The organism is Burkholderia sp. PvR073 (genome assembly GCF_054055695.1).
In genome coordinates, this window is sequence record NZ_JBSRXO010000026.1 from 1 (window position 1) to 25,079 (window position 25,079).

Here is a 25,079-nt window from a genome sequence, read left to right on the forward strand (position 1 = left end):
GACTGGGTCGGCAAGCAGATCGGGCCGATCGCGAAGCCGAAGGACATCCGCTTCGGCGACAACCTGCCGAAGACGCGCTCGGGCAAGATCATGCGGCGCCTGCTGCGCTCGCTCGCGAAGGGCGAGGCGATCACGCAGGACACGTCCACGCTCGAGAACCCGGCGATCCTCGACCAGCTCGGCCAGTCGCTCTGAATCACGGGGCCGGCACCGGCCGGCCCCACCCGACTTCCTCGACGCACGCGCGTTCCGGCGCCCATCCGGCCATGAACGCGTCGCGCGCGGCCGACACCCTGCCGCGCACGTGCGTCCCGCCGCGCCCCACCCTGCGTGCGCGGCCTGCACGACGGACCCGCCATGCGCGGCGTGCGTCACATCCCCTGTTCGATGCATGGACGTACAACAACACTGGAGACATCCCAATGAAAAACAGAATCGTGATCGGTTGCGCCGCGCTGGCGGGCGCGATGGCCAGTACCAGCGCCTTCGCGCAAAGCAGCGTGACGCTGTACGGCAACCTCGACACCGCATTGCTGTACACGAGCAAGACGCTCGATGCCGCCACCGGCGCGAACGCAGGTCATCAGTTCGCGATGACCGACACCGGCATGACGCCGACGACCTTCGGGATGATCGGCACCGAGGATCTCGGCGGCGGCCTCAAGGCGAAATTCCAGCTCGAAAGCGGCTTTGCCGTCACCAACGGCGCGTTCGCCCATTCGAACGGCAACCTCTTCGGCCGCCAGGCGTGGGTCGGGCTCGACGGCGGCTTCGGCACGCTCAAGGCCGGCGTGCAGTACTCGCCGTTCCTGCTCGCGATCTTCGATTCGGATCCGCGCAACTTCTCGCACTTCGGCAGCGGGCTGATCAACTACGTCGACAACGTGCTCGTGACGGGCCTGTTCAACCCGAACGCCGTGTCGTATACGAGCCCGACGATCGCCGGCCTCACCGGCAGCGCGATGTTCGCGTTCGGCGGCAAGGCCGGCGACTTCCAGGCCGGACGCCAGTATTCGGCGAGCGTCAAATACGAGCACGACGGCTTCATGATCAACGCCGCGTTCTACGACGGCAACGACGGCACCAACCCGACGCCAACGCCGAGCACCGTCGCGTTCGTCGGCCGCACGATCGGCGCCGTGTACCGGTTCGGCCCGGTCACCGCGAAGGCGTCGTTCGCGAGCTACAAGGTCGGCGGATCGTTCAGCAACAACGTGTACGGCGGCGGCCTCGACTACCAGGCGACGCCGGCGGTCGACCTGAACGGCGGCGTCTGGTTCACCAGCGACCGCAACGATACGGCCAATCACTCGCTGCTCGCGGCTGTCGGCACGACCTACAGCCTGTCGAAGGCCACCGCGCTGTACGCACAGGTCGCGATGGTCAACAACCACGGCGCGATGAACACCGGGCTCGGGATCAACAACGCGCTTTACGCGGTCACCGGGACGACCGTCGGCGCGAACCTCGGGATTCGCCACCTGTTCTGATGTTCGGGCGGCGGTTGCCTTCGCCGAACCGTCGCCTTTCTGCATTCGCAGTCCGAAGCATCTTGCGCCGGATCCGGCGCGCGACGGCGCTTCCGGATTCGGCGCGGCTTCCATCGCGGGCGAATCCGTGCACGATGTATCGGCCGCAGCGGCCGCATCATGCCCGCACGATCCGCGACGCGCAGCGTCTTTCGCGTCGCGGCCCCGGTATAGACCGCCATCGGCGCATCCCGAACCACCAGACCCTTGCCGAACGCCCGCACGCCGAGTTGGCCGCCTGCGCCATCCGTGTCGTTTACGACCGGTTTCCGGGCGCATGACCGATAGTCCGGTTTCCCCGTTTCTCTACACTGCTTCACACCGACACACACTTGCCGGGTGTCCCGTGGCGCGCGCCGCGCCCTCGACATCACGGCGATCCAGAGACAATCGCCTTCGTTCCCGACGGTCCCGCGCCCGCCCCGCCGCACGCGCCTGCTCGACCCGCCGCGAAGGCCCTTCCAGGAGCGTTCATTGAGTTCATCGCAAGCGCACCCCGCGAAAGCCCGGTCTTCGCGCAAGGCCCTGAAGCTGGACGACATCACGATCGTCGACCCGGCCGTCCTGAAACGTGCGGTCGGGGCCATGGCGTTCGGCAACGCAATGGAATGGTTCGACTTCGGCGTCTACAGCTATATCGCCGTCACGCTCGGCAAGGTGTTCTTCCCGTCGAGCAGCCCGTCCGCGCAGCTGCTCGCGACCTTCGGCACGTTCGCGGCCGCGTTCCTCGTGCGCCCGCTCGGCGGCATGGTGTTCGGCCCGCTCGGCGACCGCATCGGCCGCCAGCGCGTGCTCGCCGCCACGATGATCATGATGGCCGTCGGCACCTTCGCGATCGGCCTGATTCCCAGCTATGCGTCGATCGGCATCATGGCGCCCGTGCTGCTGCTCGTCGCCCGCCTCGTGCAGGGCTTCTCGACCGGCGGCGAATACGGCGGCGCCGCCACCTTCATCGCCGAGTTCGCGACCGACAGGCGCCGCGGCTTCATGGGCAGCTTCCTCGAGTTCGGCACGCTGATCGGCTACACGCTCGGCGCGGCCACCGTCGCGGTGCTGACGGCCACGCTGTCGCAGGAAGCGCTGTTGTCGTGGGGCTGGCGCGTGCCGTTCTTCATCGCCGGTCCGCTCGGCCTCGTCGGCCTGTATGTGCGGCTCAAGCTCGAGGAAACGCCCGCGTTCAAGAAGGAAGCCGAATCACGCGAAGCGGACGAACGCTCGCGTCCGAAGCAGTCGTTCGGCACGCTGCTCGTCGAACAGTGGAGGCCGCTGCTCCAGTGCGTCGGCCTCGTGCTGATCTTCAACGTGACCGATTACATGGCGCTGTCGTACCTGCCGAACTACCTGTCGGCGACGCTGCACTTCAACGAGACGCACGGCCTCTTCATGGTGCTGCTCGTGATGGTGCTGATGATGCCGATGACGCTCTACGCGGGCCATCTGTCGGACCGCGTCGGCCGCAAGCCGGTGATGATGGCCGGCTGCGTGGGCCTGCTCGTGCTGTCGGTGCCGGCGCTGCTGCTGATCCGCACGGGCGGGATGCTGCCCGTGTTCGGCGGGATGCTGATCTACGGCACGCTGCTGTCGACTTTCACCGGCGTGATGCCGTCCGCGCTGCCCGCGCTGTTCCCGACGCGGATCCGCTACGGCGCGCTCGCGATCGGCTTCAACGTGTCGGTGTCGCTGTTCGGCGGCACGACGCCGCTCGTCACCGCATGGCTCGTCGATCGCACCGGCGACCTGATGATGCCGGCCTACTACCTGATGGGTGCGTCGTTCATCGGTATCGTGTCGGTGCTCGCGCTGCGCGAAACCGCGCGACGGCCGCTGCCCGGCTCCGCGCCGTGCGTCGCGAGCCGTGCGGAGGCGCAGGACCTGATTCGCCGCGGTGCCGACGAAGGCCGCGTGCGCGACCGCAAGTTCACGCCGATCGGCGAACGCGCGTAACACGCCGGGCCGCATCACACAGGCCGCATCACGCGACGCCGCGCGGCAGCCGCCGGCGTCGCGCGCATGACGGTCAGGCCGTCGCGAGCTGCTGCTCGTCGAACCAGTCGAGCAGCATCCGCGTGACGAACGCGGGATTCTCCAGGTTCGAGATATGGCCGGCGTCCGGCACCAGCGCGTGGCGGCAGCCGATCACGCTCGCCATCTTCACCGTCTCGGACGGCGGGCGCGCCATGTCGCCCGCGCCGCACATCAGCAGCGTGCGTTCGGCGTCCAGGTCGGCGAGCGCGGAAAGCGTATCGGGCCGCCCGAAGATCAGCCGGCCGAGCGGGGCGATCGATTCCCGCAGCCGGTCGGCCGGCAGCTTCGCGAGCGCCGCGCGAAACGCGCTCGGCACTGGGTCGGCGAGGTTCACGTCCGGCCGGAAGAACAGCGGCACGATCGCATCGAGCAGCGGCGGCGGGATGCAGCCGGCGGCGGCGATCGCATCGAGCATCGCGAAGTAGCGCAGCCGCGTCGCCTCGGGTTCGGCCTCCAGCGACGCATCCATCAGCACGAGCGAGCGCACGCGCCGCGGTTCGCGCAATGCGAGACGCGCCCCCCACATGCCGCCGACGCTGAGCCCGACGACCGCGCACGCGTCGATCTCCAGCGCATCGAGCAACGCGCTCGCGTGTGCGGCGAGATCGTCGAGCGTCTGTGTGCCGTCGGGCAGCGGACCCGACGCGCCATGCCCCCACAGGTCCGGCACGATCACGCGATACCGGCGCGACAACGCGTCGATCTGCGGCGCCCACATCGCCGCGTCCCACAGATAGCTATGCCCGAGCAGCACCGGAAAGCCGGTACCGTGATCCTGGTAATGCAGGGTGCTGTGTTGAATGGTCACTGCGGGCATCGCGCCTCCGGGTTCATGTACGTATGGACGATCGACGGCGGCCCGCATCCGGGCGCCTTGGTCAGCGGCGTATTGCGACGCACGCGAAGCGGCGAATCATCGCACAGGTTGCGGCGCTTGCGGATGACGAGTAACGCGTGTGGCGGCAACGACTCGCCGCGCGACGCGAGCGCGGAGTCGTCATCCATGCGGCGCGCGGGCGCTAGCCGACGCGATACAGCGGCAGCACGTTGCTGCCCGCGTTGTCCGGGGGCGCCTGGGGCGGAACGCTGGCTTCGTCGAGCAGCCAGTTGGTGAGCACCGCGACGAGCACGAGCGGCACGCCCCCCCTTCACGCGCCGATCCGCACACTGCCGCTCCGGTCAGCCATTCACCGCGCCCGCGCAATCCGGAACACCGACATCGCGGCCTGCATCGAACCGGCCTGCTGCTCGAGCGCGCTCGCGGCGGCACTGGCCTGCTCGACCAGCGCCGCGTTCTGCTGCGTCATCTGGTCCATCTGCGTGACCGCCTGGCCGACCTGGTCGATACCCGCGCTCTGCTCGACGGTGGCCGTCGTGATCTCGGTCATGATCGTCGCCACGCGCCGCACCGACGACACGATCTCGTCCATCGCGCGCCCGGCCTGCGACACGAGCGCATTGCCGTCGCGCACGTCGTCGATCGACGCGCCGATCAGCTGCCGGATCTCGCGCGCGGCGCTCGCGCTGCGCTGGGCCAGCGTACGCACCTCGCCCGCGACGACCGCGAAGCCGCGCCCGTGCTCGCCCGCGCGCGCCGATTCGACCGCAGCGTTGAGCGCGAGGATGTTGGTCTGGAACGCGATGCCGTCGATCATTCCCGTGATCTCCGCGATCTTCTGCGAGCTCGTGTTGATCACGCCCATCATGTCGACCGCGCGGCCGACCAGTTCGCCGCCGTGCTGGGCGAGGTCCGCCGCGCTCGCGGCGAGCGTGCTCGCCTGCTGCGCGTTGTCCGCGTTCTGGCGTACCGTCGACGTCAGCTGCTCCATGCTCGCGGCCGTTTCCTCCAGCGACGCGGACTGCTGTTCGGTGCGGCTCGACAGGTCGAGGTTGCCCGCGGCGATCTCGCGCGCGGCCGTGTGAATCGCGTCGCTGCTGTCGCGCATGCCGGTAACGGTCGTCGCGAGGCCGGTCTGCATCCGTTTCATCGCCGCGAACAACTGGCCGATTTCGTTGCGGCCGGCATCGGGCACGTTCACGGTCAGGTCGTTCGACGCAATCCGGTCGAGCAGCGCGGCCGCGTTCGCGAGCGGCCGCGACACGATCGCGCGCAGCGCGAAGTGCGTCGCGGCGATCAGCGCGAGCGCCAGCGCGACACCGAGGCCGACCATCGCGACGATGCGCGTGTACGCGGCGTTGTCGTCGTCGATCGTGTCTTCCGCCAGCTGGTTGGCGGTGCGCTGGAATTTCTCGACGTTCGCCGAATACACCTGGCCGGCGAGCGTGATTTCCTTGTCGTTGATCTCGGCATACGCGGCGGTATCGCCGTTGCGCAGCGCGTCGCTCGCGCGGGCGAGGACGCTCGCGAGATGCGTCGACGATTCGACCAGCGCCTGCTTCAGGTCCGCACCGAGGCTGCCGATCGGCGCGGTGTCCTTGAACGCCTGCGTTTCCTTCGCCGACAGATCGAACGTGCGCTGCGCGCTTTGCAATGCCGAGTCGCGCTGCGCCGGGTCGTTGTGTTCCTTCAGTGCCGAATACGCGCGCACGAGCGCCGAGCGGGTACGCGTGCTGTCCTTGTACGCGTCGTTGACGAGCGATGTCTGCGTTGCAATCGCGTGCAGGCGTTTCGCGTTCGTGTTCGCGCTGCCGAGCGCAACGACCCCGACGATGCCGCCGACGATGATCATCGCTGCAAACGTGGCCAGCACGGCGAGCAAACTGTTTTTTACCTTCAGATCGCGCATGGTGAATCGACTCTCGAAGTTATCCCTAGTCGGTTAACGACAGCGGCTGGTTCAACTTGAGTCGATCGAGCGCAATGTCGATACGCGGCCCATGCATCGCAGGCAGGCGCGCATCGCGCTTCGTCGCGCGGATCAGTTCGTCCCGTCGTACGTGACGATCTCGACCCAGTTCGCACCCTTGCCGACCGGATACTTGCCGATCGCGTCGAGGTGGCCGGTGTGCCGGTCGATCCGGTACACCGCGAGCGTCGGCGACAGTTGCCCGGCCGCGAGCAGATACGTGCCCGACGGATCGATCGCGAAGCCGCGCGGCTGCCGCTCGGTCGCGAACGTACCGATTCGCGCGAGCTGGCCCGACGCCGGATCGACCCGGTACGCCGCGAGCGTGCTCGACGTGCGCTCCGACGCGTAGAGGAATGTGCCGTCCGGCGTCAGATGCAGGTCCGCGCCCCACGGCTTGTCGCCATGAAAATCCGGCGGCAGGATCGACACCGTCTGGATCGGCCGCGCATCGGCGCCGCCATGCGACAGCGCAAGCACGTGCAGCTTGCCGTCGAGCTCGTCGATCAGGTATGCGAACCGCCCGTTCGACGAAAACACGAAATGGCGCGGGCCCGACTTCTCCGGCAGCCGGTAGGCGGGCTCGGCCGTGTCGGTCAGCGTACCGGTCGACGCATCGAACGGCAGGCGCAGCCATGCATCGGCGCCGAGCACCGACGCGAACGCGTAGCGGCCGTCCGGCGACTGACGGATCGCATGCGCCATTGGGCCGGTCTTCACTGTCTGCTGCACGTCGCCGGCCACGCCGTTCTCGCCGATTCGGTTGACCGCGAGCAGGTTGCCGCCGTACGACGCGGAGAACAGGTAGCGGCCCGACGCATCGGTCGACACATACGCCATGCTGTCCGCGAGCGGCGCGCGGCCCAGCTCGATCAGCCGCCCGTCGAGCGGATTGATCGCGAAGCTGACGACGCGATACGGCGTCGAGCGCAGCGCCGCGTACAGCCGGTGATGATCGGGCGACAACGTCATCGGCATCACGGTGCCGTCGATCGGCACGGTTTCGATCGCGCGCAGCGCGCCGGTCGACGTGTCGACGCCGAACACCGAGATGTCGCGGCTGTCGCCGTTCGATACGTACGCATACGTCGCGGCATGCGCGAGCGATGCGGCCAGCGCGAATACGGCGGCCGCGACGGCGCGCCATGCTGTCTTCTGGTTCATGGGGATACGCTATACGTGACGTGATACGTGAAGAAACCGTTGACGTGATGACGGCGCCGGCCCCCCTCGGTCGTCCGGCGCCGCGACAGGCAAGGCCAGGCGGTCAGAACACCGCGTGGCCGCTGATCAGGCTCGGCAGCCAGGTCGAGAAGAACGGCATATACGTGACGATATTGATCGCACTGAAGATCGCGAGGTAGTACGGCCACGCCATCTTCGTCGTCTCGCCGATCGACACGTTGCCGATCGCGCAGCCGACAAACTGCACCGAGCCGATCGGCGGGTGCACGAGGCCGAGCGAGCAGTTCAGCAGCAGCATGATCCCGAACTGCACCGGCCCGACGCCGCACGCCATCGCGATCGGCAGGAACAGCGGCGTCGTGATCAGGATGTGCGCGGCCATGTCGACGAACGTACCGAGGAACACCTGGATGATGTTGATGTACAGCAGCATCAGCCACGGCGCGGCGGTCGACTGCTTCAGCAGCCCCTCGATCGCATCCGGAATCTCCAGGTACGACATCTGGAAGCGCAGCATGTTCGACACGGCGATCAGCAGCAGCACGACGCCCGTCGTGCGCGCCGCATGCGACAGCGCACGGCGCAGCTTCGCGACGGTCAGCGTGCGGTACACGATCGCGGTCAGCACGAGCGAATACACGACGGCGATCGCGGCCGCTTCGGTCGCGGTGGCAATCCCCTTCGCCACACACACGAGGATGATCGCGATCACCATCAGGCCCGGCACCGCGCCGACGAAGCTGCGCAGCACCGCATACCAGCCCGGGAACGACGGCAGCGCGGACGAGCCGTCTTCACGGCGCGGATAGCCGTGACGCACGGCCTGCCAGTACGCGGCGACGAGCACGAAGCCCATCACCCACAACACCGGCAGCAGCCCGGAGAACAGCAGGTCGCCGATCGACACGCCGCTCACCTGCTGGCCGTGCAGCATCCCCGTGATCCCCTGCGCGGCGAACGCGTAGATGATCATGTTGGTCGAGGTCGGCATCAACGCGCCGGCGAGCGACGCGTGGGTCGTCACGTTGACCGCGTAAGCCGCGCTGTAGCCTTCGCGCTTCATCAGCGGAATCACCACGCCGCCCATCGCCGACGTATCGGCGGTCGGCGAGCCCGACACGCCGCCGAACAACGTGCATGCGACCACGTTGGCCATCCCGAGGCCGCCGCGGAAATGGCCGACGGTCGCCTGCGCGAAGCGCAGGATCCGGTCCGCGATGCCGCCATGCAGCATCAGCTCGCCGGAGAAGATGAAGAACGGCACCGCGAGGAACGAGAACGCGTTCATCCCCGAGATCATCGACTGCATCGCGGTCGCGATCGGCAGCCCTTCGACCAGGTAGGTCAGCACGCAGGAAATGCCGAGCGCGAACGAGACGGGCACGCCAAGCACGAGGAAAATCAGAAAACTGACGGACAGGATCGCGAGTTCCATGGCGTTATTGTCCCGACGAAGAACGACGAAGCGCGAGCAGGTGCTCGAGCGAGAAGAGGACGATCGCGATCGCCGCGGGAATCGTGATCAGGTAGCGCACGCCTTCGGGCAGCCCGATGATCGGGATGCGGTCGCCCATCGTCTCGGCGGCCATGCTGCCGCAGCCGGCCATGATCGCGATCGCGAACGCGATCAGGCTCAGGTGCTGGATCGCGATCACCACGGTGCGCGGGCCCGGCGACAGGCGCCGCACGAGCGAGTCGAGGCCGATATGGCCGCCGTCGCGCACCTTCATCGCCGCGCCGAACATCGCGATCACGATCACCAGCAGCAGCGCGATCGGTTCGACGAAATCGGGCGCGTTCTCGAACACGTAGCGCATCACCACCGCGTAGAACACCAGCAGCGTGAGCGCCGCGAGACACAGCGACGCGATCACGGCCAGCGCGCGGAACAGCAGGTCGTTCGCGCAGCGCAACAGCGGCGCGGCCGCGCGCGGCCGGCCCGGCGCCGCACCGTCCGCGGCGGCCGCGTCCGGCGAGCCCGCCGCCGCCGCGCCATTCAGGGAAGTGCGACGGGTCACTTGGTTGCCTCGATCTCGTCGACGATCTGCTTCATCTGCGGCGTCTTCTCGTACTTCGTCCACAGCGGCTGCATCGCCTTCACGAAGGCCGCGCGGTCGACCTGCGCGGCCGGCAGGATCTTTGCGCCGCCCTTCGCCACCGCCTGCTGCGCCGATGCCTCACGCGCGGTCCACAGCTTCTGGTAGTACGGCACCGAATCGGCCGCGGCCTTCCTGATCGCGGCCTGCTCCTGCGGCGACAGCGTGTCCCAGATCTTCTTCGAGAACACCAGCACTTCCGGCGTCATCGCGTGCTGCGTCTCCGAGTAGTCGGGCGCCACCTCGAAGTGCTTGGTTTCCTCGTACGACGGCAGGTTGTTTTCCGCCGCGTCGACCAGGCCCGTCTTCAGGCCCGTGTACACCTCGGCGAACGGCATCGGCGTCGGCGTGCCGCCCATCGCCCGGATCTCGTCGACCATCAGGTCGGATGGTTGCACGCGCACCTTCAGCCCCTTCATGTCCGCCGGCGTGCGCACCGGACGCTTCGCGTAGATCGAGCGCGCGCCGCTCTCGTAGAACGTCAGCGCGATCATCCCCTTCGCCGAGAACGCGTCGAGGATCTTCTGGCCGGCCGGGCCGTACATCGCCTTGCGGAAATGGTCGACGTCGCGGAACAGGAACGGGAACGACGGGATCAGCGACTCCGGCACGATCTCGTTGAACGACGCGCCGTTCACGCGCGCCATGTCGATCGCGCCGATCCGCACCTGGTCGACCGTGTCCTTTTCGGAGCCGAGCGCGCTGTTGCCGAACACCTTGATCGAGTCCTTGCCGCCCGTCAGCTTCGACAGCTCGTCGCCCATGTACTTCACCGCCATGTTGGTCGGGAAGCTGTCGCCGTGCACGTCCGCCGAGCGGAATACGCGGGCCTGCGCGGACATCGCGAAGCCGGCCATCAGCGCGACGGCCAGTGCGGTACGGGAGCGGGGGAATCGGTGCGTCATCGTCAGTCTCCTTGTTGGTTGTAGCTCGCAATTTGGCGGCGATCCGGGCGGCTTGCGCATAGGTCGGGGGACGGCCTTCGCTGAATCGCAGTCATACGTTGTATGACGTGTCGAAGCGAATGTACGTCGGTTAATCGTTTAACTCACTTGGTGCATACCCCTATAAGTGCCTCTGTAGCGGGTCGACGGCCGGATAAAGGGAAAAGCCTTCTCTGTTTAGCTGGAGGCTAGCGAAACGTTTTCCGGAAATGTGCGCGTATTTGAATCGGCGCGAGGTTGTGTCGTTTTCCCGATACCGAAGGCCGTCTTTCGTATCCCTTCCATGCGTTATAGGATGACTGATCACAATGCAGCCACGGCCCGCGCCGCCACGAGCCCGCGCCCCGCCTCGACCGACCCGATACCAACCCGGCAGCGTCCGCGGACACTGCCTCATCAGGAGACATCCGTCATGACACACCGACTTTCCCGGTCGAGCGCACGCCCGCGCGTGCTCGCCCTGTTCGCGACGCTCGTCGCGACCGCCGCCGCGTTGAGCGCGTGCGGCGGCGACGACGCAACCGCCAGCGGCGCGGCCGCGACCACGCCGCCCGCCGCCAGCGTGTTCCAGGTCGGCACGACCACCGTCGACGCCGCGCTGCCCGCCGAGCCGACCCTGCCCGCCGACACGCAGGTGTGCAGCACGCTGGAAGCCGCCAATACGCTCGTGAGCCGCCCCGACGGCTCGCTGCCGCCGGAGGCCGATCCGTCGATCGCGGGTGTCGGCAAGGCCGTGTCGACTGCGACGGCGAACCCCGACCAGGCGCGCATCCAGGCTGCGCTCGACGCGTGCGGCGCCGCCGTCGACGCCGAAGTCGGCGCGACGATCGCGGCCGCCGACGCATCGGCCACCGCCGCGCAGAAGACGGCGGCCATGCCGAACGTGAACATCGCAGGCGCGTCCGGCGAGGAGCTGGCCAAGCCGAAGTACCGGGCAAGCAAGTTCGCGGTGCGGCTCGTCGTCAACCGGACGGGCGCCGGCAACAGCTTCATCAGCGGGCCGCTGACGCTGCCGTCCGGCGTCACGCTGTGGATCGACAAGGGGGTGACGCTGTACGCGTCGCGCGACGTGAAGGCGTATGCGCCCAACGTCGCCGGACCGTATTGCGGCAATACCGCGGTCAGCGCGACGAAGGCCGGCAGCTCGTCGAACTGCCTCGCGCTGATCACCGGCACGAACCTCGTGAATTCGGCTGTGGTCGGCGACGGCCGGATCGACGGGCGCGGCTACGCGGAACTCGTGACGTCCGACGCGAAATACCCGTTGATGAAGGTCGACCTCACCTGCTCGAACACCTACGCGGCGTACAAGAGCGGCACCGTCGCGCCGGACGGCACCGCGTGCGACGACGGCGGCACCGTCGTCGATTCGAAGTCGACCGTGCGCAACATGACGTGGTGGGATCTCGCGTATCTCGGCAACATGGTGCAGAACGGCACGACCGGCTTCGGCTCGCAGTCGAACTTCCGGCTGATGGTGTTCAACTACGCGAAGAACCTGACGCTGTACCGCATCACGCTGAACAACAGCCCGAATTTCCACGTGGTGCCGAGCGGTGTGGACGGGCTGACGGTCTGGAGCGTGAAGGTGCAGACGCCGACGCTCGCCGCGTTCGCGAACCCGGCCGGCAACGGCAACCCGCTGTACAACGGGCAGACCTTCAACGCGGACAACGTGAAGAACACCGACGCGTTCGATCCGGGTTCCGCATCGAAGCCGACCTCGACGACGCTGTCGACCGGCAGCACGACCTCCTCGACCGGTGCGATTTCGTTCGACGGCTACCTGAAGAACTTCGTGTTCGCGTTCAACTACGTGAGCACCGGCGACGACGACATCGCGCTGAAGGGCAGCAACAATCCGTCGCCCGCCGGCTCCGGGTTGTTCGGCATCGACGGCAATCGCGACGTGCGCTCGGATCGCAAATGGGGCGTCGTGATCGCGCACAACCACATCTACTGGGGGCACGGGATCTCGGTCGGCAGCGAGACCAACGGCGGCGTGACGAACGTTCAGGTGTACGACAATTCGTTCTGGGATTCGGAGGAAGGATTGCGGATCAAGTCCGACTACGCGCGCGGCGGCGAAGTCAGCAACATCCACTATTCGAACATCTGCATCCGCGATGCGAAGAACGCGCTGCTGTTCACGCCGTACTACAGCACCAAGGCCGTGCCGGCCGGCGGGCCACTGTATCCGAACTTCCACGACATCTCGATCGCCAACGTCGTGATCCTGGGTACGGCCGGCGTGAAGCTGCAGGGGTTCGAAGCGAATACCGGCGGCTACGGCGAGCCGGCGTTCCCGCTCGTGATGTCGCTGACCGACGTGGTGGCCGACACGCCCGACGGGATCTCGACCATCGCATCCGACGCGAACCTCACGCTGCACAACGTGAACCTGCCGGTGTTCGCGTCGAGCGCGAACCGCGTCGTCGTGAACGGCGAGGCCATCCGCAACGCGCGTCCGGGCAACGTGCTCGACTGCAGCAAGGCGTTCGTCGACTTCCCCGGCATCGACCAGTCGAACCCGTTCGGCTCGACATGGGCGCCGTCGTTGTAACGACGACGCGATGACGTCGATTCTCCGTCGTCATGCGGGGCGTCGCGTCATCGTTGCCGGTGGCCTGTCATGCGCGCTTCGGCACGCGGGCCGGCCATGGCGCGCGTGCCGTCGCAGCGGGCACGCACGATGCGTGCTCGTCGCGACATCGGAAACGCAAACGGAGGGGTGCGATGCAGACGACCAGAACGTCGGCGGGGCAGAGTCAAGATCCGCCGCTGAATCCGGGCGACGAAGGGCCGCCCGATGCGCCCGCGGTCGGCGAGGATCTGTGCGGAGTATGCCGCGGCACCGGCATGGTCGAAGGGCAGAAATGCGCGGTATGCGGGGGAACCGGCAAGGTGTTGCAGGGAATCGGGGGCGGCTAAGCGAACGTGAGAGGTGCAAGCGGGATTCGGCGATGCCCGGACGGACCGCGCATCGCATGCGACCCCGCTTCAGCTTCAGCGTCGGACGCTAGTGCGGCATGTCGGCTATCGGGCCCCGCACGAGCTCAGCGGCCGAGCCGCCGGTCGCGCAGGAACGCATTCAACTCGCCGCCTGCATGCTCGATGTGACGCTTGAGCAGTGACGCCGCCGCGCGCGCATCGCCCTTGCGGCACAACGCGACGAGTTCGGCGTGTTCGGATTCGGCCACGTCGCGCGCGGCCTCGGATAGCGACAGTTGCACGCGCGTGTAGCGATCGGTCTGCTGCAACAGCGACGCGACGATCGCCGTGGTCTTCGGCTGGTCGGCGCGCGACAGCAGCAGTTGATGCAGTTCGGTGTTCAGTTCGCCCCAGCGTCCGGACTGGCTCGCATGCAGCACTTCGCTGTATTCCGCGAGGATCGCATCGAGCCGCGCGAAATCCTCGGCGGTAAGCTTCGGAATCGATTTTTTCAGCAGCACGGGTTCCAGCAGCGCGCGCAATTCGAACAGTTCGGTGATGTCCTCCGGGGACAGCTCCGAGACGATCGCGCCCTTGTGCGGCAGGATCTTCACGAGCCCTTCGCTCTCGAGCTGCACGAGCGCTTCGCGCAGCGGGATGCGGCTGATGCCGAGTTCGGTCGCCAGCGCATCCTGGCGAAGCTGGTAGCCGTCGACATACTCCCCTGTCAGGATACGGCGGCGCAATTCGTTCGCTGCGGCTTCGGCGCGCGTGGCGTAGACAAGAGCAGGGCGTTTCTCGTTCATGTTGCGGTTCGGACTGGGGAAGGCGGGCAGGCAAGCGCCGGTGCGGCGGCGGCGGATATTGCATATTTTCTACAATATTAGCAGAGGGGTCGTGGGGGTGAGCGGCGGTGGGCGCAGAGCGTCGTGCTGCCGCGCCGCCGCGCCCTTCGGTCAGCCAACAAAAGGGCTCTTCGTGGATGTCGCTTGCCGACCCCATCCTGCCACTGATTCCTGAGCTACTTCATTGGCAGCTTGCCAACGGTTATGGTCACCCGAGCCTTCGCATCCAGCCTCCATACGAGGCAGCCACTATCGCTTCGCTCTGGGGGGATTCGAGGCCGGACTAAAAGTCCATATCCGCTGCCCGGTCCCACCGTGCTTGCTCGTACTCCACAAACTCATCCATGCTATTGATCGAATTCATCGCAGCGGCATAAGTGCCATCGGCGGCGTAAGTGAGGATCACCGGCAGTTCACTGTCATGCAGGTACATCCGAGCAGGCTCGCGTCCACCCGACCACAAATACGTGATGAATTCTTCAATCAAGGCCAGGGCATCCTCCTCCCGAAATGCGATAGCTGCGCCCATGCGGTATTTTCGGCTGCCCGCCTTGTGTGGCAAGAAGACAGGGGCGGCGCCCGCGCCCGAATGGAAGCTGTACGCCTCGCCTTGCTTTCCGAAGGCGCCGTGCGCGGTGAAATTGCGCAATTCGTAGCGAATCTCGGTCAGGCGGTCGAAATACTGTTTGGCTTTCTTGTCACCGAGGTCAAACACTGCCTTGTATTTCTTGGACCATTCGGCCTCCGCCAAAGCGGTGATCTCCGCCGCCGTCGTGATGCGCATGAGCAGGATTGCCACGTGGATAAAGACGTGCTCGGTCCAACTGTAGAACGCGTCAATTGCGGCGAGCGCTAGCCATCGTGCCTCCCGGCGCAGTTGGCCACCCACATAACGCTTTCCTCCTCCTGGCACGTCAACAAACTCGCGCGCGCGCACAATGGCGTCGGCCGTCTTCTCCTTGAAAAGACTGACCAAAAACTGGTAACGGTCAAAAAGCTCACTGCTGTTATTCGTTACGTTCACAGTGGACCGAGCGAGAGCCTGGTCTGCCAGCCATTCATAAAACGGCTCAGCACTCTTTACTGCCTTTTGGATTCGAATCACGATTTCGCGAATCGCCTCCTCTTTTTCTTCTACCTTTTCCGCGAAGATACCAAGCCCCATTTTGCGATGGTCGATCAAGTACGTAACGCCGTTATACTCGACTGGAACGGACCATGCCACTTTGTCAAATTGGCCTAAGTTTTTGAAGCCAAGCAAATCCACCAGCAGGAAGTAGACTAAATAATAAGGTGGCAGTTTTCTTCCAGAATTTGATCGGCTTCCGCCCAAAAGATCGCGCAGGTTGGTGATGTGGGCCGGGCGGACTTGTCCCAATGCACGACGCGCAGCATCTCGCACAGGGATCAATTCGGGCGGGAGAACGTTTTTCTTGGACATAGTTTGGACGCTCACGAAAATTACAAAATTCTTTCGATGTCTCTATTGAGACATGCATCGTTGGTATGCAAGCGACCGTCAACTGATGCGAAGCCAGCATCTGAATGCCTGATCTGCGCGCCGGTCGAACGACGGTTCTTGGTCGAAGGACTAAACCGCTCGACGCGCGCGTGCCGGTCGCGCGCTGGCGACTCGACCGCCACCTCCGCAGTCGCCCCATAAGCGGCCGACCAACACGGGTAGCTTCTTTGGTTTTGTCACTGGCGACGGGAGCAACTCGTTCAGTGGACACAATACTCCCATCCGTTAGAATTCGTAGGTTAGAGAATGGGACGGAGAGAACATGGACAACTTTTCCATCGACCATAAGAGCGATGAAATTCCGGATGAAAGAACCAGGTCATACTTCGAGGAAGTCAAATCAAGCTTCACGATCGGGAACTATCGATCGGCCGTTGTTATGCTTTGGTCAGTTGTCGTCTGTGATTTGGTTTTTAAACTACAACGCTTGGCCGAACTCCACAACGACATGACGGCTCAACAGATCCTGAGAGAGATCGACCAGGAGCAAGAGAAAAATCCGAATTCGCCGTCGTGGGAGTGGAACCTCATTCTTAAGGTCAAAGCTCAGACGGGGCTTCTCGATGCCGTTGATCAGCAGGGGTTGGAAAATTTGCAGCGTCAAAGGCACCTGGCCGCTCACCCAATCATTAAGGAAGGAGCAGAACTGCATCGACCCAACAAGGATGAAGTACGCGCCCTGATGCGGATGGCGCTTCAATCCGTTCTCACGAAACCCGCGTTAGTGAGCAAACGAATCCTTGATCGACTGCTGGAAGACGTTGCAGGCATGCAACCCTTCTTTGCCTACGATGACGAGCTTAACAAATTTCTGGAAAGCAAATACTTTTCGCAGTTTTCAGCTGGCGTTGCGGAGTCCGTTTTTAAGATTCTTTGGAAGTTCGTTTTCCGCACTGAGGACGGGCCTTGTGACGTCAATCGCGCAATTAACTTTCGGGTACTACGACTAATCGCCCGGAAAGAGCCTGCATTGGTCGCAGGCTGGGTAGCGTCGGCGACTGAATATTACAGCAATGTTTCGACGAGGATTGGAATAGTCGCGCTCCTGATCCAGTTCCTTTCGGAGAATGACGGCATTTATCGGCATCTAGCTGAACATGCGCAGTTAACTGTTCGACACGGTCTTGCCCAGAACCCTTCATCCAACATGCTTGCTGCTTTCGTTTATGAGAATGATCAAGCATACATTGCCGCAGTAGAAGAACACGTTCGGACCCAGGTAGGCCATACGATCGACTCGGCGGTCTGGGCCGCGTTCCGTGCGCAAAAGAGCACTGATGCATGGCGTTCGACGGCGCGGCATGTCGCTAACCTCTATTATTCGCGCAGCGGAGGCTTCGATACTGCTGACCGGCGATTCGCACACGCGATCGCTCCCGATCTTCAGAATTATGGGCTCGCGGATCTCCGTGATCTGATGGAACTTGCTGGAGCGAACAATCAGTGCTATTACCGGGGCCGCGCGAGGATCGATCATGCGGAAGTGAAGAATCGGATTTTTGCTCTTGATGCTGGCTTCGACCTGACACACCGGCCTTATGAGCAATTCATGAGTGAGGTGGCTTAGCACCGGACCGACGACTCACGGCCAAACGGGGACATCCGACAATACTGATAGCCGCAGTCCCCCGCCTGACGCATCAACCGACTACCGCTCACCATTCAGCCACCGCCGACGCCCTGCCTCCCGTCGACATCACTTAGGGCGTCCCCTCTCCTTCCCTGGCCCCCATAGCCGCAACCAGGCGACCTTGCACAGCAACGAGTTGATCATCCGTAGTCGCCACCAGCCACAGACGCGCCTGCTCCTCGATCCGGCGGTTGTGGTCTTTCAACGGGCCCATCGTGGCAGCGGCCTTCCAGACGACCGGGCCGATTCGGCTTTTCCTGCCCGATGGCGCGCCGACCAGCAAGCAGTAAGGGCCCAGCGGAAGCGACACGAACGGAAGTGCCGGACTCGCGGATACGCGCCAGTCAATGAAGGGCGTATCGCCGATCAGCAGCGGCATCGGCAAACCGTAGAGCACAGTAAAATCGTACAGCGCAAGTTGCTCGCGCATGCCGACATAAACACGCCGGATGTCGTCCACAACCGCCGCGCGGATCTCGTCGTCGAACATGGGTTCCTGCGCGTATCGCGCAAACGCCTTGCGAGCCTCCCCTTGATACGCACTGAACAGGCCGATCTCCACGCAGTCCTGCACTGCGCGCTGTACCTCCGCTACAGAACCGGCTTCTTCCGGCTTACCCAACTGCGCAGCCCGCAAAAACCGGGCAAGTCCGGCCTCCTGAATTGCAGGGCCATCCACAGACGCATCGTCTTCAGCGCCGTTGCCAAGCGGCACATAGATATATTTCTCCGCTGCGAAATGCGACTTCTTGCCTTCATCAAACTTGATTTCGCAGTCAACGCAGTCCAGATAGCGCGTCCCGATTCGGCCATGCTCCCAAACCCAATTTTTCAGGAACGGACGTAGCGGATGCAGTCTGTCGTGATCAGTCATGGAACCCTCCAGGTTGCCCCAGTATAGTTCCAAGTTGTCGATTGCTCCGTGCAGGACATGGCGATCGATCAATCCGACGGATCGAGGCTCGGGTCAGACTGCACGCGACACTAGCTCGCGCACAACCGTCTCCAGTTCGACGCGGCCACGCACGATTTCATCAGGATTGCTTTCGAAATCGATCCAGCCTTCGTTGAAGCCGTCCAGCATGCGCATCCGGGGCAGAGGATGCTTCATGCCCTGGCCGCGGAACAGCGCTTCCCACGTCTGCCTGTCGACAACTTCCGCACGTACCTGAGCGCCGAGCACGCGGGCGAAGGCCAATGCGAGATCATTGGGACTCACCCGGCGCGAGCCCTCGAGTTCGACCACACGCACACCGCGCCACGTCTGCTGGAGCAGTTCGGCCGCAACGCGGCCTACGTCCGCGGTAGCGACCATCGGCACGGGTTTGTCGAGCGGCTGCAGGTAACTGGCAATGACGCCATCGTCGCGCGCGGACGCGACATCCCATGCGGCGTTTTCCATGAACCAGCCAGGCCGCAGGAATGTCACCGGCATCGGCATGTCGCGCAGCGCCTGCTCCATCAGCGTGCGTTGAGTGAGCAGATTGATCTCGTCTGCCTGTGCGCCGATCGTCGACAGGCAAACGACTTTTTCGGGCCGCGCCTTCAGGAGCGCTGCGGATACAGCCTCGATCACCTTCCGCGCTTCGGGAAACCCGGGCGCCGGATCGAACTCCGAAGGCGGCAGGATGAAAACGCCGGTCGCGCCTTCGAACGCGGCGGCGAGCGACGAAGCGTCTTCCATGAAGGCCGTCGCGATCGCGCAACCTCGCTCTGCCCACGACGCTGCCCGCGTCGCGTCGCGCACGACCGCGCGCACCGGCTGACCACTGGCCAGTAGCTCGCGGGCCAGTGCACCGCCGACCTTGCCGGTGATTCCTGTTATTGCATACATTGCTCGCTCTCCATGTGTGGATACATCGGGTGTCTCGGTGACACGCATTCTGGACAAACGCCGACCGAAACAAAATGACATGGATGGCATCAGATTAGTGACAACGAGTCATCAATGCGGCAAGATCGACAGCGTTGTCCTGCGCTGCTGCATTGCGCAGCATTGGCGTGTTGGTCTTCGGTTGGTCGGTCGCGATCCACCGCCCGCATTCACTCAAGCAATCATGAGATCCAGTAGCGAGAAGCTGTCCGGCAGCATCAGCGTGTTCGCCGCCGTGGTGGACATGGGGACGTTCGCGGCCGCTTCGGAAGTCATAGGAATGACGCCGCCGGGCGTCAGTCGCGCGATTGCGCGGCTGGAAAAAAAGCTGAACATCCGGCTCTTCAACCGAACGACGCGTTCCGTCTCGCTGACTGAAGAGGGCCGCCGCTTTTACGAGCAGGTCATGCCCCATCTCGCCGGGCTGGAGGAAGCAGCCGCCGCAGCAGCAGGTAGCGCCTCCGCGGTGCGTGGAAAGCTGAGAGTCAATCTGGATCCTGTCGTCTACCGAACCATTCTTGGGCCGCAACTCGATGCGTTCATGGACGCGCACCCCGAACTCGAAATCGAGCTCTTCGCGCGAGACAGTCTTGGCGACCTCGTGATGGATGGCTTCGACATCGCCGTGCGATTCGGCGAGCCCCGAGCCTCTACGCTGATCGCGAGAAAGTTGCTCGATACCGGCATTGTTACGGTCGCGTCGCCCTCGTACGTCGCTCGCTGGGGACGGCCCGCAAAACCCGAGGACCTTGAAAGCCGAAGTCACCGATGCATTGAATTTCGCAACCCGGAGACAGGCAAGCCGTTCGCGTGGGAATTCCATCGCCGGCGAAAACGCATTGTGGTTGATACTCGGGGACGCCTCACGGTCAACGATCCGGGTGCCCTGCTCAATGCATGCCTCGCCGGTTCCGGAGTTGCGCAGATGTTGCTGCTCGGTGCCGAGCCCCTGATCGCGAACGGCCAATTGATCAATCTGTTTCCCGAATGGACAGACGAGCGATTTCCCTTATACGCGTACTACCCATCCCGGCATCACCTGCCGGCAAAGACGCGGGCTTTTCTTGACTTCGTTGTTGAACTGATGGGCAACCACGAGCGCGTCGGCACGCGCTAAGCACACGCGATCTCGTCGTCAGTCGCATCTCAAAGCAGCAGCGACACACATAGCGCCATACCGGTCAGGTAGGTGCCCAGTGCGCCGACGAACCGGAACGGGTTGAACTTTGCCATCGTCGGCCATGCGATCAGCCCGACGACGAGCAAGCAGCGGCACGCGGTTGCCGCGACCATCAGCGACACCGTCGCCGTCGAAGGCGATCGTGCGCCAAGATAGAGAAACAGCAACGCGAGGAACGGCGCGTATTCGGCCGTGTTGGCATGAGCCCGGACGAGCTTGTGTAGCAGGTTTGCGGGGTTCGGCTTGCAGCCTGAGGCGGCGCCTTCGCGGAAACGCATCACCGAGATGGACAATCCGAGGCCGAACAGGAGTAGCCCTAGAACTACCACGCATGCGAGAGCAACGTTGTTCATTTGAACGAGCCTCCTTCGCAGGGCATCAACGAGCGCCGGTTTGGTGGGGTAAAGCTGGCATGACGGTCTGTCGATTACGATGCGCCCGTTTGCAGCGGATAGCACCGGAAACGCCATTTGAAGGCCCTGGCAAAGCCAGCGACCGCGAAGAAAATTGCAACCGGGTTGCTTATCCGGAAAGGGTGCGGCTCCGGCCGTGACTACCCGAGCGCAGTGTTCATGACTTGATGCGGATTGTCGATCATCCGGACGCGACTGTCGAATGCCTCTTCCTGGCCAAGCGCCGTCGTTCTCGCCCGCACTCCCCCAGACCCTGCGATACACCACAAAAAAGCCACCCTCCCGGGTGGCTTCCCATCAGCGATCACGCGATCACCCGCGCTTCAAGCATCCGTACGCCGGCTAGCCTCCGCATCCACATCACGCAGCGACTTGCCGCGCGTTTCCTTCGCGACGCCCACGCAAACGATCGAAATCACGGCCGCGGCAACCAGATACAGCGCGATCGGCGTCGACGAGTGATAGCGCTCGAGCAGCGACAGCCCGATCAGCGGCGCGAGCGAGCCGGCCATCAGCGGCGCGACCTGGTAGCACAGCGACAGCGCGGTATAGCGCACGTTGGTCGGGAACATCTCGGTCATCAGCGCCGAGTACGGCGAGTACGTCATCGATTCGATGAACAGCCCGAGCACGATCGCGGCCATGATGATCCAGTCGTTGCCGGTGTCCATCATCGGGAACGCGACGAAGCCCCAGCCGGCGGTCAGCACCGCGCCCGTCAGGTACACGGGCTTGCGGCCGACGAAGTCCGATAGCAGCCCCATCAGCGGAATGAAGAAGAAGTGGATCGCGTTGGCCGCGAACATCAGCTTCAGGATCCGCGTGGTGTCGGCCCCGACCACCAGCTTCAGGTAGGTCAGCGAGAACGTGACGACCATGTAGTACAGGATGTTCTCGGCGAACCGCGCGCCGATGCCGATCAGCACCTGCCGCCAGTGGTACTTCAGCACGTGGACCACGCCAAGCTGCTTTTCCTGCTTCTGCGCGCGGCGCGCCTGCGCTTCCTTGAAGATCGGCGCATCGTCGACCTTGCGGCGAATCCAGAAGCCGATCAGCACGACCACCGCCGAGAACCAGAACGCCGCGCGCCAGCCCCACGACAGAAAGTCGGCCTCGGACAGCGAGCTCGACAGCACCAGCAGGATGATGGTCGCGACGAGGTTGCCGGCCGGCACGCCGGCTTGCGGCCAGCTGGCCCAGTAGCCGCGGCGGTTGTCGGGGGCATGTTCACTGACCAGCAGGATCGCGCCGCCCCACTCGCCGCCGAACGCGAAGCCCTGGATCAGCCGCAGCGACACCAGCAGCACCGGCGCCCAGTAGCCGATCGCATCGAAGGTCGGCAGGCAGCCCATCAGGAAGGTCGTGATGCCGACCACGATCAGGCTGACCTGCAGCAGGTACTTGCGGCCGAACTTGTCGCCGTAGTAGCCGAACACCAGCCCGCCGATCGGGCGCGCGGCGAACCCCACCGCATACAGCGCGAACGCGGCGAGCAGGCCGTCGATCGGGTTGCCCGTCTTCTTGAAGAAGTGCGTGCCGAACACCAGCGCCGACGCCGTTCCATACAGGAAGAACTCGTACCACTCCGCCACCGACCCCACCATCGACGCCGCGACGACCCGCTTCAATTCCCGTTTCGACGCCGTGTCCTGCACGGCGGCTGCACTACCAGGCGAGACTGCCTCGCCGACCTGACTTGTCATCTCCGTATCTCCTCTCGTTGTCTTCCATTTCCCGTGACGGGGCGGTTCGCGAGTAAGCGCGCCGAAAGATTTTATACAATATCCAATACACAATCCACGCAATCTCAAAAATGCTTTCGGCAGAAATGAGACACGCCTAGCGGCGTCCGCCGACCGGGACGGAAGCCAGCGAGAGGAATGTTTTTGGTCGGAGGAGAGCGCGGCCGGGACAAGCCTGCGGGACGCCAGTCGGGCTACCAAAGCCAGCAGGCGGAGCCGGAACGCGGCGTCGACCAGCTTTGTCTAGTGCGCCCACCATCCTCGCCGAAGGCCGCCACGACGCGGTTCTCCACCCTCCCCCGCGCCCCGAAACGACGACCTGCGTCACGCCCTTTTTATTTTATATTGTATAAAATATGCGGACTGGCTAGAATGCACTCGTCGATGGCTGACTCTCGGTCGAAACCGGAGGCAACGTTTCGGCACCGAGGCAAACAAGAGGCGGCCAGCCGCCGTCCGGGTGACGTGAAGCACCCACGAGACGGCGAGCGCGCGTACAGCCCAGGTTGCCAGCAATGGCAGTTGACCCTATCTGAATGTGAGGAAACGAGATGAGCGACAACATTTTTACCGGCACCATTCCGGCCCTGATGACTCCGTGCACCGCTGATCGTCAGCCGGATTTCGACGCGCTGGTAAAGAAGGGCAAGGAGCTGGTGGCACTCGGCATGCGCGCGGTGGTGTACTGCGGCTCGATGGGCGACTGGCCGCTGCTGACCGAAGCGCAGCGCCAGGAAGGCGTCGCGCGTCTGGTCGAAGCCGGTGTGCCGACGATCGTCGGCACCGGCGCGGTGAACTCGAAGGAAGCCGTGTCGCACGCCGCGCATGCCGCGAAGGTCGGCGCGCACGGCCTGATGGTGATTCCGCGCGTGCTGTCGCGCGGCGCGTCGCCGGCCGCACAGAAGGCCCACTTCGCCGCGATCCTGAACGCAGCGCCGAACCTGCCGGCCGTGATCTACAACAGCCCGTACTACGGCTTCGCGACCCGCGCCGACCTGTTCTTCGAACTGCGTCGCCAGCACCCGAACCTGATCGGCTTCAAGGAATTCGGCGGCGCCGCCGACATGCGCTACGCAGCCGAAAACATCACGTCGCAGGACGACAGCGTGACGCTGATGGCCGGCGTCGACACGCAGGTGTTCCACGGCTTCGTGAACTGCGGCGCGGCAGGCGCGATCACCGGTATCGGCAACGCGCTGCCGCGCGAAGTGCTGCAACTGGTCGACCTGTGCAAGAAGGCCGCGCAAGGCGATGCCGTGGCGCGCGTGCGTGCAAAGGAACTGGAAGCGGCGCTGGCCGTGCTGTCGTCGTTCGACGAAGGCTGCGACCTCGTGCTGTTCTACAAGCATCTGATGGTGCTGAACGGCGACAAGGAATACACGCTGCACTTCAACGAAACCGATGCACTGAGCGACGCGCAACGCAACTACGCGGAAGCGCAGTACACGCTGTTCCGCAACTGGTACGCGAACTGGTCGAAGACCATCGCGTAAGCCGTGCGATACGCGGCCGTGACACGGCCGCGTGCATGAGAAAGGCAAAAGCCACGGAGCGATCCGTGGCTTTTCCTTTATCCGCGCACACTCGACAGGCGCTTGCCGAATCCGTGTCGCTGCACGGCCGCGCCGCTCGCGCGCTTGTGTTCCGTGATCTCCGTTCTGCAATGGCCGATCGCATACAACGCACCGGCCGCGGCGAACTCCGGCACCGCAATCAGGCTGAACACATCGCCGCAGCGCCAGCCGAGTCCTATCACGACATGCGCGGCGCGCGCCCGCACAGTCAGGGCTTCACCGTCCCCCGCCGCGCCTCGATCCCGTCGATTTTCGCGAGCAGCACGTTGCCGAGTTTCGTCACGTGGCGCGGCATGCCCGGAATCGCGAGCAGCACCTCGATCCGTGCGCGCCAGTAACCTGGACGACTCACGCGCATCGCGTACGGCATCGCCGCAGCGTCGGTATCCGCATCGCTTTCGAGCAGCGCGACCATTCTCTCGATATGAGACAGCTCGCGCTCCACGTAGTCTCTTGTCAGCATGTGATTGACACTCCCTCGTAACACCGCAGCCGGCCTGGCGTCGTCGGCGTGCCGCCGCATGGGCTATTGGCTCGACACGTCGTCGTTTCCCGTCACGGTACGCGCGTCGTGTGTCAGGAAATCGCCGGCACGCGCGAGGGTTCTCTTCATCAGAATTTGCTCCGAGAAACCCCGCCATTTCCCCCAAGGGGACTTCCTTCGGGGCGGATGGCGGGAAGGAAAGGCGTGCTGTTGACAGGCAGCTTCTTGCACGGGTTAGGATCACCGGCATGATCCTTGTCTACCGCTACCGCGTGAAGTCGCTCAACGGACTGCTCAAC

The 25,079-nt window shown here is 64.3% G+C and carries 23 protein-coding genes; 8 read left to right on the forward strand and 15 right to left on the reverse strand.

Going from position 1 to position 25,079, the window contains the following annotated elements; all coding sequences use genetic code 11:
- The 3 genes from ACVK00_RS34190 to proP all read left to right on the forward strand — a co-directional run.
- Positions 1 to 195 (forward strand): AMP-binding enzyme (locus tag ACVK00_RS34190; RefSeq protein WP_456826991.1); only part of this gene is annotated, 195 nt, incomplete at its 5' end.
- A 227-nt stretch (positions 196 to 422) separates the two neighbouring features.
- The gene (locus tag ACVK00_RS34195) at positions 423 to 1,490 is read left to right on the forward strand and encodes a porin (RefSeq protein WP_284901723.1); all 1,068 of its coding nucleotides are present in this window, start codon (positions 423 to 425) and stop codon (positions 1,488 to 1,490) included.
- A 513-nt stretch (positions 1,491 to 2,003) separates the two neighbouring features.
- Positions 2,004 to 3,473 carry a glycine betaine/L-proline transporter ProP gene (gene proP, locus ACVK00_RS34200; RefSeq protein WP_284901721.1) on the forward strand — a complete coding sequence of 490 codons (1,470 nt, stop codon included), beginning with the start codon at positions 2,004 to 2,006 and terminating at the stop codon, positions 3,471 to 3,473.
- A gap of 73 nt (positions 3,474 to 3,546) precedes the next feature.
- On the opposite strand, the gene ACVK00_RS34205 is transcribed toward proP, so the two are convergent.
- The 7 genes from ACVK00_RS34205 to ACVK00_RS34235 all read right to left on the reverse strand — a co-directional run bounded on the left by ACVK00_RS34205 (position 3,547) and on the right by ACVK00_RS34235 (position 10,547).
- On the reverse strand, positions 3,547 to 4,371 hold the full coding sequence (locus tag ACVK00_RS34205) for an alpha/beta fold hydrolase (RefSeq protein WP_284901719.1): 825 nt from the start codon (positions 4,369 to 4,371) through the stop codon (positions 3,547 to 3,549).
- Positions 4,359 to 4,559: a hypothetical protein gene (locus ACVK00_RS34210; RefSeq protein WP_284901718.1), complete on the reverse strand. Its 201-nt coding sequence runs from the start codon at positions 4,557 to 4,559 to the stop codon at positions 4,359 to 4,361. The genes ACVK00_RS34205 and ACVK00_RS34210 overlap by 13 nt, the downstream gene beginning before the upstream one ends.
- Before the next feature lie 182 nt (positions 4,560 to 4,741).
- Positions 4,742 to 6,301 carry a methyl-accepting chemotaxis protein gene (locus tag ACVK00_RS34215; RefSeq protein WP_284901716.1) on the reverse strand — a complete coding sequence of 520 codons (1,560 nt, stop codon included), beginning with the start codon at positions 6,299 to 6,301 and terminating at the stop codon, positions 4,742 to 4,744.
- A gap of 132 nt (positions 6,302 to 6,433) precedes the next feature.
- Positions 6,434 to 7,525: a lactonase family protein gene (locus ACVK00_RS34220; protein WP_284901714.1), complete on the reverse strand. Its 1,092-nt coding sequence runs from the start codon at positions 7,523 to 7,525 to the stop codon at positions 6,434 to 6,436.
- Positions 7,526 to 7,628: 103 nt separating this feature from the next.
- Entirely contained in the window at positions 7,629 to 8,981 is a 1,353-nt protein-coding gene (locus ACVK00_RS34225) for a TRAP transporter large permease (protein ID WP_011661000.1), read from the reverse strand.
- A 4-nt stretch (positions 8,982 to 8,985) separates the two neighbouring features.
- Positions 8,986 to 9,564, reverse strand: coding sequence for a TRAP transporter small permease (locus tag ACVK00_RS34230; protein ID WP_284901710.1), 579 nt, complete (start codon positions 9,562 to 9,564; stop codon positions 8,986 to 8,988).
- Positions 9,561 to 10,547: a TRAP transporter substrate-binding protein gene (locus tag ACVK00_RS34235; protein WP_228910316.1), complete on the reverse strand. Its 987-nt coding sequence runs from the start codon at positions 10,545 to 10,547 to the stop codon at positions 9,561 to 9,563. Before ACVK00_RS34235 ends, ACVK00_RS34230 begins: the two co-directional genes overlap by 4 nt.
- Positions 10,548 to 10,998: 451 nt before the next feature.
- On the opposite strand from ACVK00_RS34235, the gene ACVK00_RS34240 reads away from it, so the two are divergent.
- Together ACVK00_RS34240 and ACVK00_RS34245 are read left to right on the forward strand one after the other, a co-directional pair.
- Positions 10,999 to 13,149, forward strand: a complete 2,151-nt coding sequence (locus ACVK00_RS34240; RefSeq protein ID WP_284901708.1) for a glycoside hydrolase family 28 protein — start codon at positions 10,999 to 11,001, stop codon at positions 13,147 to 13,149.
- A 173-nt stretch (positions 13,150 to 13,322) separates the two neighbouring features.
- Complete coding sequence (locus tag ACVK00_RS34245) at positions 13,323 to 13,517, forward strand: hypothetical protein (protein WP_228910318.1); 195 nt, start codon at positions 13,323 to 13,325, stop codon at positions 13,515 to 13,517.
- Between the two features lie 125 nt (positions 13,518 to 13,642).
- Here ACVK00_RS34245 and ACVK00_RS34250 read toward each other — a convergent pair whose 3' ends face one another.
- Together ACVK00_RS34250 and ACVK00_RS34255 are read right to left on the reverse strand one after the other, a co-directional pair.
- Positions 13,643 to 14,323 (reverse strand): GntR family transcriptional regulator, encoded by a 681-nt coding sequence (locus ACVK00_RS34250; RefSeq protein WP_166721755.1) that lies wholly within the window; start codon positions 14,321 to 14,323, stop codon positions 13,643 to 13,645.
- Positions 14,324 to 14,645: 322 nt separating this feature from the next.
- A complete protein-coding gene (locus ACVK00_RS34255; protein WP_284901705.1) occupies positions 14,646 to 15,803 on the reverse strand; it encodes a hypothetical protein in 1,158 nt (385 codons plus the stop codon).
- 343 nt (positions 15,804 to 16,146) lie between these two features.
- On the opposite strand from ACVK00_RS34255, the gene ACVK00_RS34260 reads away from it, so the two are divergent.
- On the forward strand, positions 16,147 to 17,451 hold the full coding sequence (locus tag ACVK00_RS34260) for a hypothetical protein (RefSeq protein ID WP_284901703.1): 1,305 nt from the start codon (positions 16,147 to 16,149) through the stop codon (positions 17,449 to 17,451).
- Between the two features lie 133 nt (positions 17,452 to 17,584).
- Here the strand turns inward: ACVK00_RS34260 and ACVK00_RS34265 are convergent, their stop codons facing one another.
- On the reverse strand, positions 17,585 to 18,388 hold the full coding sequence (locus ACVK00_RS34265; RefSeq protein ID WP_284901701.1) for a hypothetical protein: 804 nt from the start codon (positions 18,386 to 18,388) through the stop codon (positions 17,585 to 17,587).
- A gap of 93 nt (positions 18,389 to 18,481) precedes the next feature.
- The gene (locus tag ACVK00_RS34270; protein WP_284901699.1) at positions 18,482 to 19,348 is read right to left on the reverse strand and encodes an NmrA family NAD(P)-binding protein; all 867 of its coding nucleotides are present in this window, start codon (positions 19,346 to 19,348) and stop codon (positions 18,482 to 18,484) included.
- Between the two features lie 223 nt (positions 19,349 to 19,571).
- On the opposite strand from ACVK00_RS34270, the gene ACVK00_RS34275 reads away from it, so the two are divergent.
- Positions 19,572 to 20,504 (forward strand): LysR family transcriptional regulator, encoded by a 933-nt coding sequence (locus tag ACVK00_RS34275; protein ID WP_284901727.1) that lies wholly within the window; start codon positions 19,572 to 19,574, stop codon positions 20,502 to 20,504.
- Between the two features lie 29 nt (positions 20,505 to 20,533).
- Here ACVK00_RS34275 and ACVK00_RS34280 read toward each other — a convergent pair whose 3' ends face one another.
- Both ACVK00_RS34280 and abaF read right to left on the reverse strand, forming a co-directional pair.
- A complete protein-coding gene (locus ACVK00_RS34280; RefSeq protein WP_354123369.1) occupies positions 20,534 to 20,920 on the reverse strand; it encodes an MAPEG family protein in 387 nt (128 codons plus the stop codon).
- A 383-nt stretch (positions 20,921 to 21,303) separates the two neighbouring features.
- Positions 21,304 to 22,683 (reverse strand): fosfomycin efflux MFS transporter AbaF, encoded by a 1,380-nt coding sequence (gene abaF, locus ACVK00_RS34285; RefSeq protein ID WP_324251325.1) that lies wholly within the window; start codon positions 22,681 to 22,683, stop codon positions 21,304 to 21,306.
- Between the two features lie 590 nt (positions 22,684 to 23,273).
- On the opposite strand from abaF, the gene ACVK00_RS34290 reads away from it, so the two are divergent.
- A complete protein-coding gene (locus tag ACVK00_RS34290; protein WP_012372215.1) occupies positions 23,274 to 24,215 on the forward strand; it encodes a dihydrodipicolinate synthase family protein in 942 nt (313 codons plus the stop codon).
- Positions 24,216 to 24,292: 77 nt separating this feature from the next.
- Here ACVK00_RS34290 and ACVK00_RS34295 read toward each other — a convergent pair whose 3' ends face one another.
- Positions 24,293 to 24,502: a hypothetical protein gene (locus tag ACVK00_RS34295; protein ID WP_284901695.1), complete on the reverse strand. Its 210-nt coding sequence runs from the start codon at positions 24,500 to 24,502 to the stop codon at positions 24,293 to 24,295.
- A 2-nt stretch (positions 24,503 to 24,504) separates the two neighbouring features.
- On the reverse strand, positions 24,505 to 24,759 hold the full coding sequence (locus ACVK00_RS34300; RefSeq protein WP_284901693.1) for a hypothetical protein: 255 nt from the start codon (positions 24,757 to 24,759) through the stop codon (positions 24,505 to 24,507).
- Positions 24,760 to 25,079 lie beyond the last annotated feature (320 nt).

Coding starts and splice junctions, on each gene's coding strand:
- ACVK00_RS34195 (WP_284901723.1), top strand. CDS start 423: ATGAAAAACAGAATCGTGATCGGTTGCGCCGCGCTGGCGGGCGCGATG.
- ACVK00_RS34205 (WP_284901719.1), bottom strand. CDS start 4,371: ATGCCCGCAGTGACCATTCAACACAGCACCCTGCATTACCAGGATCAC.
- ACVK00_RS34210 (WP_284901718.1), bottom strand. CDS start 4,559: ATGGATGACGACTCCGCGCTCGCGTCGCGCGGCGAGTCGTTGCCGCCA.
- ACVK00_RS34215 (WP_284901716.1), bottom strand. CDS start 6,301: ATGCGCGATCTGAAGGTAAAAAACAGTTTGCTCGCCGTGCTGGCCACG.
- ACVK00_RS34220 (WP_284901714.1), bottom strand. CDS start 7,525: ATGAACCAGAAGACAGCATGGCGCGCCGTCGCGGCCGCCGTATTCGCG.
- ACVK00_RS34225 (WP_011661000.1), bottom strand. CDS start 8,981: ATGGAACTCGCGATCCTGTCCGTCAGTTTTCTGATTTTCCTCGTGCTT.
- ACVK00_RS34235 (WP_228910316.1), bottom strand. CDS start 10,547: ATGACGCACCGATTCCCCCGCTCCCGTACCGCACTGGCCGTCGCGCTG.
- ACVK00_RS34240 (WP_284901708.1), top strand. CDS start 10,999: ATGACACACCGACTTTCCCGGTCGAGCGCACGCCCGCGCGTGCTCGCC.
- ACVK00_RS34245 (WP_228910318.1), top strand. CDS start 13,323: ATGCAGACGACCAGAACGTCGGCGGGGCAGAGTCAAGATCCGCCGCTG.
- ACVK00_RS34250 (WP_166721755.1), bottom strand. CDS start 14,323: ATGAACGAGAAACGCCCTGCTCTTGTCTACGCCACGCGCGCCGAAGCC.
- ACVK00_RS34255 (WP_284901705.1), bottom strand. CDS start 15,803: ATGTCCAAGAAAAACGTTCTCCCGCCCGAATTGATCCCTGTGCGAGAT.
- ACVK00_RS34260 (WP_284901703.1), top strand. CDS start 16,147: ATGGACAACTTTTCCATCGACCATAAGAGCGATGAAATTCCGGATGAA.
- ACVK00_RS34265 (WP_284901701.1), bottom strand. CDS start 18,388: ATGACTGATCACGACAGACTGCATCCGCTACGTCCGTTCCTGAAAAAT.
- ACVK00_RS34270 (WP_284901699.1), bottom strand. CDS start 19,348: ATGTATGCAATAACAGGAATCACCGGCAAGGTCGGCGGTGCACTGGCC.
- ACVK00_RS34275 (WP_284901727.1), top strand. CDS start 19,572: ATGAGATCCAGTAGCGAGAAGCTGTCCGGCAGCATCAGCGTGTTCGCC.
- ACVK00_RS34280 (WP_354123369.1), bottom strand. CDS start 20,920: ATGAACAACGTTGCTCTCGCATGCGTGGTAGTTCTAGGGCTACTCCTG.
- abaF (WP_324251325.1), bottom strand. CDS start 22,683: ATGACAAGTCAGGTCGGCGAGGCAGTCTCGCCTGGTAGTGCAGCCGCC.
- ACVK00_RS34290 (WP_012372215.1), top strand. CDS start 23,274: ATGAGCGACAACATTTTTACCGGCACCATTCCGGCCCTGATGACTCCG.
- ACVK00_RS34300 (WP_284901693.1), bottom strand. CDS start 24,759: ATGCTGACAAGAGACTACGTGGAGCGCGAGCTGTCTCATATCGAGAGA.